Below are 12,748 nucleotides of genomic sequence, written 5' to 3' on the forward strand. Positions count from 1 at the left end.
TTTATTTTTAAGATCTGAATAATCGTGAATATTGTGTTTCGTGTGCCATGCTCAACATGGCATATTTAGGTAGAGCACTACTCAACTCAAAGTCTTGCAACGCCATCGCATCTTGAATGGCTTGCGGAATGAGTCTGTGCAAATGCCATAAAATTCGTTGCCCACTCATTTGCCCAAGGGGTACGGTTTTAACTGCAGCCAAGACCTGATTTTCCAGCACAGTAAAGGTATATGCAGTCAACACTTCAGCCACATTGAGCTTTAGCTCACCACAAAGCTGTGCGTAAATGGGCACAAAACCCAACTGCTTTTTCAATTTCACAGGCTGTTTCAATACATCACGTATCCACGCATTAAGTGAAAATGCCAACTGTTGTGACTCGGCAAGTAACTCTTTAGATTCACGACTTGCACGGTAAAATTGTGCCCAATCATCAAACTGCTCAGCTTGGTCAAAATGTTCAATCAAGCGCTTTAATAACGGTAATTCAAACCGTACCAACAGCATTTCCAAGACTTCTTCAAAGTAAGCAATACTTGATGCTTCATCATGAATCAGACCTTGATCAATTGCGCTTTCAACCCCTTGAGAATAGCAATATGCACCGATCGGCAACGTCGTAGAAGATAAGGTCAGCAGACTTAATAACTGTGAAGCCTTAGTGACTGACATGATGCAAAGCCTTAATTGGGCTTAAACGATGATCATGCTGATGCTGTGCATATGCCCCACTTTCAGGCTCAAAAGGATGTAGGGTTTCTTCAACTGTTAGCCCCAAGCCGATAATCATTTCAGCTAAAACATGGTCTGGTTCAAAATATAAAGCCGTAGGTGTCAGCATTAATGGCACATGGCGATTCCCCAAGTGATATGCAGCTTTTAATGAATCAAAGCTATTATTTGCTTCAATTTTCATTAATTTTTCAGGCTTGGCATCTACGCGTAAAACATCACCTTGTGGTGTCGCAATAAATGAGCCATGTCTTAAAATTCCTGTACGGGGTAAATCTGCACCAATCTCGTGCCCATCAAACAAAGTTGCACGAAATCGGCTCTTTTGTCGTGTATCAAAAGTGAGCTCAATCACAGCTACATTTTCTTGTACGACATTTGCTTCAAGTCTTTCCGTATAAATTTTCATATTTACCCAATTTGAATTTATCTTTTATTGATTCATGTACTAAATTGATGCCAAATTCAGCATTAAATGAATTACTTGCATTAAAATAAAGCACTATTCATGCCAATATTATTTTTAGGCTTATATAAGTATAAAAATGAACTGATATAAAAAATCCCCCGATAACGGAGGATTTGATTATGTTTGAAAAACGCTAAAGGCTAGTAAACATCACGGCGATAACGACCTGATTTACGCAAGTCATTCAACTGATCTGCACCTAAAATTTCTTGTAGTGCTTCATCCACACCTTGTGCCATATTCAAACTGCCGCAAAGATAGATTACAGCGCCTTGTTTCATCCAAAGTTTTAATATTTCAGCTTTGAGACGCAAAATATCTTGCACATATCTTTCGGTCGAATCATCACGTGAAAATACTCGGTTCAATTCAGAAATTTTTCCAAGCTGTTTTAAGTTTTGCAATTCTTCAGCGAAAATATTGTCATGTGCCAACTCTCGTTCACCATAGATCAACCAGTTTTGATAATGTGCATCGGCAATACGATGTTGAATGTGACCAAAAAGTCCTGCTATCCCAGAACCATTTCCAATGAAAATGGCAGGTTGAGCACCAGCAAGCAACTGAAAACTTGGATTTGATCGTACATGTGCACTTAAGCTTTGTCCAAGTTTTAATCCTTGGGTTAACAGTCCTGAACCTAGTCCAAGTTCATTGGCTTTATGTTCTTGTCGTACCACCAAAGTAAGCTGTTGCTCTACACAAATATTGGCAATTGAATATTCACGTAGTGGCAAAAGTTTAAAGCGATTTAACCACTGCGTTAGATCTTGATCATAGGTTCGAATAGGTAATTCACGTAAATTACGCGCACGTAACTGTTCCAGTTGAATTTGATTCAACTCACTATGAAGCAAATGAAAATCGGTCAAATCTTGATTGCTATTTTCACATTTAATTACGAGAATATCCCCCGATTGCCATTGCAACGCTTTCGGACAATCAAATACCACTTGATAGAGCGGTTGCCCCTGACTGCCTTCATTCAACAATCGACGTGACTTTAGCTGAATGCTCTGCCATTCGCGCTGTTGGGTACTGATTTCCAGATCTTGCTGAAAATGCTGTGCCAACAAATTGTTCCAATGAGACAAATCATCCTGAGACATTTGATCGACAGTGACTAAATCAAACCATGGCTGTGCTTGATTTTGCTGCAAATATTGATTGAGTCGATAACCAAACTCACAATAATTTGCATAACGACGGTCACCCAGCGCCAATATGGCATATTGCTGCTGAGATAAATCCAAAGCTGACTTTAAAATATGCTGATCGAAATGCTGTGCTTGATCTGGCGCATCACCTTCACCATAAGTACTGACCACCCAAATCATTTGCTTGGCAGCTTGTAATTGTTCAGCACTAAGATGCTCAGTACTGACTAATTCGACTTGATTGGCGTGACTTAATTGCTCAGCAGTTTGCGTCGCGATCTGTTCAGACTGCCCCGACTGCGTCGCATATACGACCAAAAGTGAGTCGGGGGAAATGGACTTTCCCCGTTTTGATTTTGACTGCTTTAACATCAAATATACGATAGCAATCACATATAAAATGAAAAGTAATGCAAAGAATATGAGCAGTGTAGTTACAGCTTGTGTCATGAAAATGCACCTACACCGCAGTCCAAATGAGTAATATCAATACCGCCAGACTTGTAGCCGTCAGTAGCAAATGCGTCAATAAACGAGATTTGATACTTAAAAATAAAATGAAGCCTGCGATCGACAAAAATAGAATGACAATTGCACTAATATCAATTAGCCAACTCCATGCCGTTCCCGAATTTTTACCACGGTGCAAATCATTGATTAATGAAACAGTGGATGCAGGTTTGGTGGTCACTTCGATTTCGCCTGTATCGAGCATTGCCCAGACATCAGTTGAGCCAGCAGGACTTTCTAAGCGAATCATCACTTCATTGTCCATGACTTCGCTACTTTGAAAACGTCCCACTACAGGCTGTTTGGCACGGACAAAATTTAAAATCTCCGTACTTGGGTTTTCTTGTGCTTTCGCTTTGCTAATAAGTTCAGGACTCATGGTCACAGTCACTGTATTTTCGTCTTTTGCTGGCTCAAACCAACTCGGATTATTTAAAAATAACCCAGTCAAAGCGAAGAATATTAAAATTAAAAAAGCAAAAGCTGATAACCAACCATGCACATAGCGTGCATGGCGGTAAAAATCACGACGTTGGTACACTTAAATAAACCTTCAATCCAACTTGATTAATGAACTTTTTGGAAGTTCATATTTACAGCACCAATTTCAGCTTGCGCTGCGAGGTTTTGTTTGCTTGGTTTATTACCAACAGGCAAATTAATCGTTTGATACGAATGGTCGCCATGTTCACGCGAAGTTTCAATATGCACAGTGTATTGACCTGCTGCGACAGCACGACCATTGTCATCTTTACCATCCCACGCAAGTTTATAATTACCTGGGTGACGAGATGGTTTAGCAACAGCATCCAAATTGGTCATTTGACGACCGTAGCGTTTCCACCAAACATAGTTTGAGTTGATCCATTTATCATCTTTACCCCATACAGCTAAGGTACGGACGATTTTTTTATTGGCATCCGTCACCCAAACTGAAACGTATGGCGCGCGGTATTTTTCAACATTGATTTTTGGAATGGTTAAATCAATCACTGCTTGATAACCTGCAGGCCATTTTGCAGAAGCGCCTGCGGCAACCGCTAACATTTCAGGTGATTGTGCTTGAAGTAAATTATTCCAACCCGCAGATTGGAAGCTATCACCATTTGAAAGCGTCATTTGCGCTTCATAACCGATTAAGCTTTCAATCAGTTCAATCCCTTCTGCAGGGGTCATTGCTGCAAGTGCAGTTGCTAAGGCATCCGCATCTGCTGCACATTTGCCAACAACCACACATTGTTCAACTTCTTGAAGGGGTAAACCTGTTTTTGGGTCTAATAAATGACTTTGACCAGCGAGGGTACGATAACCTTTACCTGAAAAAGCAACCGCTTGATCATTTAAATTTAACACTTGAGATGGTACAGCTAAGTCATGATGGTTGAAGGCATCTTGTACACCAATGCTCCAGCCTTGTTTTTGTGGCGCATTGCCCCACACACGAATATCACCGCCAATATCGACCAAAATGCCGGCTATTTCAGGCACATGTTGGCGTGCAGCAACCAATGCACGGTCAATGATATAACCTTTGGCATAGGCATCAGGAGCTATTTTCACATCAGCATTTAATTGAATAGATGTTTTTTCTTGATTGATTTGCACCGCATCTGATTTAAGTTCTTTTAAAACAGCAGCACGTGTTTCATCATCCAGCTTCACCACACCTTGAGATTTTTCCCACAGTGCAATGAGTTGACCTAAACGCGCATCGAAAGCACCGCAGGTTTTATCACGCCATACTTCACACGCTGCAATCACTTCAATCAGCTCAGGTGATGCATTATTTACAGCACCTTTTTCATTTAATGCAGAAATTTCACTGTCAGCTCGCCAAACCGAAAGCTTTTGATCCAATGCTGCAATTTCTTTTTGCATAGCATCAAGTGCTTGATTGGCTTGTTGCTTAGACACACCTGTAATAATCACATCTAGCGATGTACCTAAAACATGATCTCGATGGAAACGATGCGTTTGCTGTGCTTCATGTTCCGCAGGTACGGCACTGCTTGTTTGTTCAGCAGCGAATGCCTGTAAAGGAGATATCAATGCCAACGCCATAACCAATGGTGTGAGACGAAATGCCTTACGATGTGGGTAATCTTTGTTTACAGCAGAAGTCATTCTGACTCTCCTAAATATTTTTTAGAATTATTATTGATAATGATAGTAGTTATCAAGTAGATTATGTCAGATTATTTTAATTTTATTTCCTGTCGAGTTCGGAAAATGAATAACTGGTTAAAAATTGCTTTATTAACATCCCTTCCGGTTTTATCTCATGCACATACCATGAGTCCTTTTTTATTACCTGAAGTCTTTGATACCAATGCTGGCCAGAACATCAGTTTCCAAAGTGCCATTACGATTGAGAAGTTTTTTATTCCTGGGATGAACTTTAAAACCAGTTATGTTGTAACTGAACCAGATGGTCAGCAAAAACCAGTTACTGCGGCTGCGACATTAAAGCGTTTTAATATTGCAGAAATGGATATGCCTAAAGAAGGTACATACCAAATCCGCACACAAGATGCTGTTGGCAATAGTGGTAAATATGCATTAGTTGATGGTCGTTGGTTACGTGTACGTCCTGCCCGTGCGCCAAATCCACAACAACAAGCAACTCGTGCAGCAGAACCTGCAAAAGCTCCAGCAGCTGCTCCTGCAAATAATCAACCACCTCGTATGATTGCAGCAGATCAAGTCCCAGCCAATGCACAAACACTTGAAGTGACCAATCACCTCATTGCTGAAAGCTACGTGACCAAAGGCAAGCCATCTCCTCTTCCAAAACTGACTAATAAAGGTTTTGAAGTGAAACTTTTGACACATCCAAATGAATTGTACGAAGGTGAAAGCTTAAAACTACAAGTTTTAGTCGATGGTAAACCTGTACCAAACTTAGAATTAGATGTGTTCAAAGGTGCGAGCAGCTATGAGCCAAATGAGAAACGTGAAATGCCACACGTTTCAACCAATGCTAAAGGCGAAGCCGAAATTAAATTTAGCGATGATGGTATCTATCTGATTACCACCTCATACCCAGAAGCTAATCCTGACGCGACGAAAAAACCTGCAACTGCAAACTACACATATGGTTTGACAGTTCAAGTTAACGAGTAAGTTCTGAGCAACTGAAGTAATTCATTCTTAGCAATGAATATTTGAGTTGAGAGTGTTTATAAACCACTTTAAGCTAGCAAATTTAATATTGCCGAGTTTTAAAGTGGTTTTTTCATGCGTGTAAATTGTGAATGTGCATATAGGTGATATAAAAAAGATATATCATTTAGAGCAACTCAGAAGCGCTCTCAAATATTTTTATAATTTTTACCATTTGAATAAATATTATTTAGAAACCTCCCACCTCATTTTTATAATCATTATACTGTTTATTATTCATTGTTAACTTAGCCACACTTTTAAGCTCATGTCCAAAAATCTAGCGACACTGATTGGTTTCAGTGCGATTCTACAATGGTCATCGATTGTAGGTTTATTGAAAAAAATTAGTTTCAATATTGGACCTGATCTTGCCGTGCTATTTATGTATACATTTAGTGCAGTCATCCTATTACTGCTGTTTCGCATCCCAAATTTAAAGCAAATTCCACGTCATTATTTAATTTTTGCGACAGTTCTATTTGTGATCTATGAATTGTGTTTCTCATACGCAATTGCATTGGCTCAAACTGCTCAACAAGCCATTGAAATTAGTTTAGTGAACTATTTATGGCCAAGTTTGACGATTCTGGCACTGATTTTATTTAAAGAATTGAAGTTTAATATTTTGGTCATCATTGGTTTATGTATTAGCTTGGGCGGAATTATCTTAATTCAAACAGGTAATGGCAGCTTTAATTGGCAAACCGTATTTGCCAACATTCAAAGTAACCCGATTAGCTATATTTTAGCGTTTATGGGTGCTAGCCTCTGGGCGCTCTATTGCGTCATCACGAAAAAATACAGTCATGGACATAACCCAATTTCATTTTTCTTTTTGATGATTACAGTTGTACTTTGGCTAAAAACATTGATCCTTCATGGTGTGCCAAACATTCCAGAGATTGATTTAACCACGGGCATGTATATGCTGATTGTTTCAACTGTGACGGCTTTAGGCTATGCAGCTTGGAATGTGGGGATTATTCGAGGCAATATTACGATCCTTGTCACACTCTCCTATTTTAGTCCTATTTTTTCATCCGTGATTTCGATGATGATTTTACAAACTCCACTCAGTATGAGTTTTTGGCATGGTGCAATTTTAGTGACGCTAGGTTCTTTAGTTTGCTGGGTTTCGACCAGTTGGCCACAGATTAAGGCAAAATTGCAGCAGTTACATGGCTAAGTTTGAGATAGAACATATTCATTTTAGAGTTAACATGAGTACAGCAATGACACAAAGCATATGGAAGATTTGAGTGGGTGCGAAATATAAAAAGTATTTCCAGCCACCCGTTAAAAAAGCGTTAATACTTTTAGAAAGAGCGTGCGCGAATAACCCAATAACAACGGCATAAACTAACGTTATATTTTGTATATCACCTTGCATCACAACTGTTGCTATGGCGGCATGGATCTCAAAAAGTGAAGCCAACAAAGTACCTAGAACCAACCCTTTATCACCTAGCAACACTGTAAATCCATACACCATGACCTGAATTGCTGTTAACGTGACAGCAATAATAGCCGCTTCTTTTAAACTGAACATCCGAGTATCTTTAGCTAGATTTTCAACAACACCATTAGAAGCATCGTCTTTTAGATTTTGAGCATCTTGGTGATGTGAATATTCATTCACCTGACTTTGTTTGGTGCTGCTGTAAATCAGATAAAAAGCCACGATGGATAAAATCACCATCCCCATAATTGAAGGTAATAGGAGTAATTTAAACCAAGCGAAACTGACACCAAGGACAATAATCAATAATTGCGCTAAGGTTGCAACACAAGAAAAAAGTCCTGCACCAGCATTGGATTTAGCCGAGGCTTTCCCTGCTCGTACTTCCATACCCAAACTTGCAATAGTTGCTGTACTTGAAACAAATCCAGAAGCGATTGCAGATAAAATAATAGCCTTATTGGCAGACAATAAGCGTTTCGCAATATGCGCTAAGGATTGGACCACTAAAATTAAAATAAGTAGTTTAAAAATGACATAGGGGTTTAAAACTGCGCCCCAAAGTTCACCATTGGGCATCATCGGAAGTGCGATCAGTATAAGCGCTAATAAGAACAAGCCATCACGCAATTCATATTCTTTAATCCAACTGCCTGCAAAATTATGCAGTACGGTTTTAGTCATAAGAATAATCGTGAGCACCACTGCTAAACTGGCAGCTAAAGCAATGTTATATACACATGCCGCGCCTATAAAATAGGTCATTACAAAAGCAAGTTCTGTGGTAGCACCAATATCTTTTTGTTGTTTAATCAAACCATAATAACTAAAGAGGCCTACCGTAACTGCACCAACCAAACCTACAGTTAAATGAATTAAAAAACATAAGGCACCCAGCAACGCACATAAAGTAAAAGAACGTAAACCTGCGAAACTTTGTTCACCACCTGCATTATTTTTACGCTGGCGCTCTAAACCAATCAGCAGCCCACAACCTAGTGCCGAAGCCATAATAGTCAACAATTCATGAAACTCTAAAGTTTGCAAAAGTGTTTCCAATAACTTGACCCTCACTCATGAACACTCAAAAAATGGATGATATTCTTTTGATACTCATTTTAAACTTAGCAATTTTTGATCTACTTTTCTATTTTAATTTTTTAAATTTTATTTAGTTTACAGCACTTTAATTACATAGAGGATTATGGAAAATATGGATGTATTTTTTTAATGACTTTCTACCTCAGGATAAATAAAAGTATCTTTTTCTCGTTTTTATATGTGAGCACGAGTCACTCAAAAATAGTATTAAGCAGCCAATAAGAAATGAGCTGCTTTAATTGACACAATAAAACTTGCACCTCAATTCACTTGAATTAAGCCCAAATGACCAAGATCGCTGCAATCACGACTAGCCCTAAGCCCCAATGATCTGAACGTGCCAATTTTTCTTTAAAGAAATAAGCAGAAATGAGCAGGCTAAATAGAATTTCAATTTGACCCAGTGTTTTTACAATCGCAACGGTTTGCATACTCATGGCAGTAAACCAGCCCAATGATGCTAAGAAACTGCAGACACTTACGCGAAATGTAAGCCCAATGCGTTGCCACATCGCCAACAGGGTTTTTCTGCTGAATAGACCAAGATATAACAGCATGATGCAACATTGAAAACCAATCACGCTGAATAAGACCCAAGCTGCGCGATGTAAAACAGGCAAATTGGTTAATTCTAGACTTGCCTCACGAACCAACAAAGATGTGATAGCGAAACTTAATCCACTGCCCACTCCTATGCATAAAGTGGTCAAAGAAAGTTTTTGTAATTGACTACCTTTACTTAATAGAAATACCGCCACACCACCAATTAAAACACCTATCCAGCCAAGAAAACTTAAGTGTTCACTTAAAAAATTACAGCAACTATAGCGGCTAGTATCGCTTCACTTTTGGCTAAACCCACACCAATGGCATAATTTTTTTGTTTAAATAACAACACCATCAATATGGTCGCAAGGATTTGACTTAATCCTGCGATAGCAATATAGACCCAAAACTTAGAGGTGAATGTTGTGGCGGTTTGTATGGGATGCTGATGATACAGCACAGTCAGATAGATCAAGGCAAATGGAAAACCAAAAATAAAACGTGCCAATGTCACACCATAGACATCGACTGTGGTACTCAATTGCTTTTGAAATGCATTTCGCCAAGACTGCATAAACGCAGCCATGAGAGTAAATAAAATCCAAACTGGAAACATAAAATATGAATAATGGATAAGTGCAAATTTAATTTACGCTTTTCATCTTTTTAAATCGACCATATTGCTGATTTTATTAATTGAACTTTGTTATCAATGATTGAATAATTTTTTATTTATACTGCCTTATAAAGTAGTTTTTTATATTGATCATTTGCTTAAAATGAAAAGCCCTAAAAAATATAATATTTCTTAGGGCCTTTCACATGATATTTACAGGTCTAATCAATACACAGCATCAATTAGCTGTCTAATAAAACTGAACCAAATTTCTCACGTAGATCTTTTTTCAACATTTTACCTGTCCCGCTAAGTGGAATAGCATCGACAAAGATCACTTTATCTGGCACCTGCCATTTAGCAACTTTATCGGCATAGTAATCCAATATTTCAGTGTCGGATAAATCTACATCTGGTTTTTTTATGGCAATTAAAATTGGGCGTTCATCCCATTTCGGATGTGTTGCTGCAATCACTGCGGCCATGGCAATTTTTGGATGACCCATTGCTAAGTTTTCAAGTTCTACAGATGAAATCCACTCACCGCCAGATTTAATCAAATCTTTCGAGCGATCGCTGATTTTAAGAAATCCATCTTCATTTAAGGTTGCAATATCACCCGTGTCAAACCAACCATCTGCAGTCAGTGCAGACTCTGTTTTACCAAAGTAATTATTGATGATCCAATGCCCTTGGATTTGTAAATTACCTGTGGTTTCGCCATCACGTGCAACTTCATGCGTACCATTTTCTTCATCGGTAATTCGTAAATCCACACCAAATGGTGGACGACCTTGAGACAAACGAATTTGTAATTGTTCATCTGCTGACAAGTATTGATGTTTCGCTTTAAATTGATTTGCAGAACCCAATGGACTGGTTTCGGTCATCCCCCAAGCATGGATGGTTTCGCAGTTAAACTGTTCTTTAAATACTTTTAGCATCGCAGGTGGACATGCTGATCCACCAACGACATTACGTGTAAGAGTCGGTAGCTGACTACCCGCTTGCTGTGCAGCATTGATCAGACCCTGCCAAATTGTTGGCACACCCAAAGCAACCGATACTTTATAACGATCTATCATTTGAGTCAGACTCGCACCATCAAGCCCTGGGCCTGGTAATACCAATGTACATCCAACCATCGCTGCGGCATAAGGTGTGCCCCAAGCATTCACATGGAACATAGGTACTACTGGCATCATGATATCGCGTGCAGATACATTCAGCGAATCTGGCATGCAGATCGCATAACTATGCAATACGGTTGAGCGATGGCTATACAACACGCCTTTTGGATTACCCGTTGTTCCAGAGGTATAGCAAAGTGAACTTGCCGATAACTCGTCTAGTTCAGGCCAAGCAAAGTCAGGACCCTGTGCAGCAATCAAATCATCATAAAATTTGATGTCAGGAAAATCTTCTGCAATCGTTGCATCTGCTGCGTCTAGGCAAATATAGTGTTCAACCGATTTTAATAGCGGTCGAACTGCTTTAACTAAAGGTAAGAAGGTTTTATCAAATAAAAGTACGCGGTCAGAAGCATCGTTAATAATAAAAATGAGTTGTTCAGGAAATAAACGCGGATTAATGGTGTGACAAACAAAACCACTCCCTGAAATGCCATACCAAGACTCTAAGTGGCGATGATTATTCCAAGCAATAGTCGCAACTCGATCACCTAAATTCAGCCCCAATGACGCTAAAACGTTAGCAAAGCGTTTTGAGTTCTCATGAACTTTGCCCCAAGTGGTTTCGGTAATAGTGGTATCAGTATTTTTAGAAATAACCAAACTATCCGCATGATAACGTCCAGCATGTTCAATCATGCTACTAATCAACAGCGGTTTAAACATCATATTACCAAGCATTCATTGCTCCCGAATTATCCATAGTACGTTTATTTTTAATTCCGCAAATCTCTGCAGACTTGTGGATTGTTTAAACTTTTTTAGTTCAATATCCAACCAATTTATAGTTTATGAGCACTAGATATGAAAACGCATATCCAAAACTGATGCTAATGTTTTAACCTGAATTTCAAACAGAATCCACTGTTTTATTCGTCATATTGTTAAGGCTTTAGTGGTATAAAATGCTAATAAACTCAGATCTATTTTTTGTTAAAAACCATATTATTATTTAAAAAATTTCTTTTATGTCTTACATATTCCACCGACAAAAAAAACCAGCTCTTGGTGAGCTGGTCTTTTACAAACGAAGTAAGCTTTTAAAGCACTTCAAACTCGATTCGACGGTTTTTCTTACGGCCTTCGGGCGTTGTGTTATCTGCTACAGGTTTGTTTGCACCCATACCTTCCGCAGTTAAAGTGGCCGCATTAATATTTTTTCCAATGAGATAATTTTTCACCGCATTCGCACGCTCTTGGCTAAGGCTAAGATTATTTTCAGGATTTCCTGAACTATCTGTATGTCCAATAATTCGAACTTTTTTACCGCCTACACGGTTCAGTGCTACTGCCATTTCATCTAAAATCTGTACACCTGATGTCGCTAGAATCGCACTACCAGATTCAAATTCAATAATTCGATTACGAAGTGCAGCATCGATAATAGCTTGTTCTGCTTGATTGACTGATAGCTGAGCATTGAAACGGTATGGCGCTGCGACTAAAGACTGAAATTTAGTGGTAGTCGGTTGAATATCATTTTGATTTGACATTTTTCCACTTAAATCGACCTGTGTCCCGCGTACAGAAAGTTTGCCTTGTTTAACCTTTTTTAGATCATCGTTGATCATTTGACTAACACTATTGCCCCAGCCATTCGGTGCAGTGACTGCGCGAACTTGAATTTTATCAACGACATTTTCTTGACCATAAGTCATATAAGCTTTATTTAGAATTTCCTGTTTTGTGGTCTCATTGGGAACAGCACCTTCAATCACAATCGGCTGTGCCCAAAGCACGGTAGAAAATCCAAAGATACAAGCTGTAGCAAGTAATTTCGACAACATTGGTTTGGTATTCGG

At 38.9% G+C, this 12,748-nt stretch carries 10 protein-coding genes and 1 pseudogene; 2 read left to right on the forward strand and 9 right to left on the reverse strand.

Features of this window, described 5'->3' with window-relative positions:
- Positions 1-7 precede the first annotated feature (7 nt).
- The 5 genes from B9T33_RS11235 to B9T33_RS11255 form a co-directional block, all read right to left on the reverse strand.
- Positions 8-673 (reverse strand): urease accessory protein UreF, encoded by a 666-nt coding sequence (locus B9T33_RS11235; RefSeq protein ID WP_086178993.1) that lies wholly within the window; start codon positions 671-673, stop codon positions 8-10.
- A complete protein-coding gene (ureE, locus tag B9T33_RS11240) occupies positions 660-1,142 on the reverse strand; it encodes an urease accessory protein UreE (RefSeq protein ID WP_086178994.1) in 483 nt (160 codons plus the stop codon). The genes B9T33_RS11235 and ureE overlap by 14 nt, the downstream gene beginning before the upstream one ends.
- A 200-nt stretch (positions 1,143-1,342) precedes the next feature.
- Positions 1,343-2,809, reverse strand: coding sequence for an NADPH cytochrome P450 oxidoreductase family protein (locus tag B9T33_RS11245; RefSeq protein WP_086178995.1), 1,467 nt, complete (start codon positions 2,807-2,809; stop codon positions 1,343-1,345).
- Positions 2,810-2,819: 10 nt separating this feature from the next.
- A complete protein-coding gene (locus tag B9T33_RS11250) occupies positions 2,820-3,410 on the reverse strand; it encodes a PepSY-associated TM helix domain-containing protein (protein WP_086178996.1) in 591 nt (196 codons plus the stop codon).
- 26 nt (positions 3,411-3,436) lie between these two features.
- Positions 3,437-4,993 (reverse strand): DUF2271 domain-containing protein, encoded by a 1,557-nt coding sequence (locus B9T33_RS11255; protein ID WP_086178997.1) that lies wholly within the window; start codon positions 4,991-4,993, stop codon positions 3,437-3,439.
- A 105-nt stretch (positions 4,994-5,098) separates the two neighbouring features.
- On the opposite strand from B9T33_RS11255, the gene B9T33_RS11260 reads away from it, so the two are divergent.
- Together B9T33_RS11260 and yddG are read left to right on the forward strand one after the other, a co-directional pair.
- Complete coding sequence (locus tag B9T33_RS11260; RefSeq protein WP_086178998.1) at positions 5,099-5,992, forward strand: DUF4198 domain-containing protein; 894 nt, start codon at positions 5,099-5,101, stop codon at positions 5,990-5,992.
- A gap of 307 nt (positions 5,993-6,299) precedes the next feature.
- Entirely contained in the window at positions 6,300-7,220 is a 921-nt protein-coding gene (gene yddG / locus B9T33_RS11265; RefSeq protein ID WP_086178999.1) for an aromatic amino acid DMT transporter YddG, read from the forward strand.
- A gap of 18 nt (positions 7,221-7,238) precedes the next feature.
- On the opposite strand, the gene B9T33_RS11270 is transcribed toward yddG, so the two are convergent.
- The 4 genes and pseudogenes from B9T33_RS11270 to B9T33_RS11285 form a co-directional block, all read right to left on the reverse strand.
- Positions 7,239-8,504, reverse strand: a complete 1,266-nt coding sequence (locus B9T33_RS11270) for an MgtC/SapB family protein (protein ID WP_086179052.1) — start codon at positions 8,502-8,504, stop codon at positions 7,239-7,241.
- Positions 8,505-8,869: 365 nt separating this feature from the next.
- Positions 8,870-9,756 (reverse strand): annotated as a pseudogene (locus B9T33_RS11275) (DMT family transporter).
- Between the two features lie 242 nt (positions 9,757-9,998).
- Positions 9,999-11,627, reverse strand: coding sequence for a long-chain-fatty-acid--CoA ligase (locus B9T33_RS11280; protein ID WP_086179000.1), 1,629 nt, complete (start codon positions 11,625-11,627; stop codon positions 9,999-10,001).
- 359 nt (positions 11,628-11,986) lie between these two features.
- The gene (locus tag B9T33_RS11285) at positions 11,987-12,733 is read right to left on the reverse strand and encodes an OmpA family protein (protein WP_086179053.1); all 747 of its coding nucleotides are present in this window, start codon (positions 12,731-12,733) and stop codon (positions 11,987-11,989) included.
- Between the last annotated feature and the right edge of the window lie 15 nt (positions 12,734-12,748).

This window comes from Acinetobacter sp. ANC 5054 (assembly GCF_002135295.1).
Taxonomy (GTDB): Bacteria; Pseudomonadota; Gammaproteobacteria; order Pseudomonadales; family Moraxellaceae; genus Acinetobacter.

Excerpts from the sequence above, each read along its gene's own strand:
- B9T33_RS11270 (WP_086179052.1), bottom strand. The coding sequence starts at position 8,504 with ATGGCTTCGGCACTAGGTTGTGGGCTGCTGATTGGTTTAGAGCGCCAG.
- B9T33_RS11235 (WP_086178993.1), bottom strand. The coding sequence starts at position 673 with ATGTCAGTCACTAAGGCTTCACAGTTATTAAGTCTGCTGACCTTATCT.
- ureE (WP_086178994.1), bottom strand. The coding sequence starts at position 1,142 with ATGAAAATTTATACGGAAAGACTTGAAGCAAATGTCGTACAAGAAAAT.
- yddG (WP_086178999.1), top strand. The coding sequence starts at position 6,300 with ATGTCCAAAAATCTAGCGACACTGATTGGTTTCAGTGCGATTCTACAA.
- B9T33_RS11280 (WP_086179000.1), bottom strand. The coding sequence starts at position 11,627 with ATGCTTGGTAATATGATGTTTAAACCGCTGTTGATTAGTAGCATGATT.
- B9T33_RS11255 (WP_086178997.1), bottom strand. The coding sequence starts at position 4,993 with ATGACTTCTGCTGTAAACAAAGATTACCCACATCGTAAGGCATTTCGT.
- B9T33_RS11285 (WP_086179053.1), bottom strand. The coding sequence starts at position 12,733 with ATGTTGTCGAAATTACTTGCTACAGCTTGTATCTTTGGATTTTCTACC.
- B9T33_RS11245 (WP_086178995.1), bottom strand. The coding sequence starts at position 2,809 with ATGACACAAGCTGTAACTACACTGCTCATATTCTTTGCATTACTTTTC.
- B9T33_RS11260 (WP_086178998.1), top strand. The coding sequence starts at position 5,099 with ATGAATAACTGGTTAAAAATTGCTTTATTAACATCCCTTCCGGTTTTA.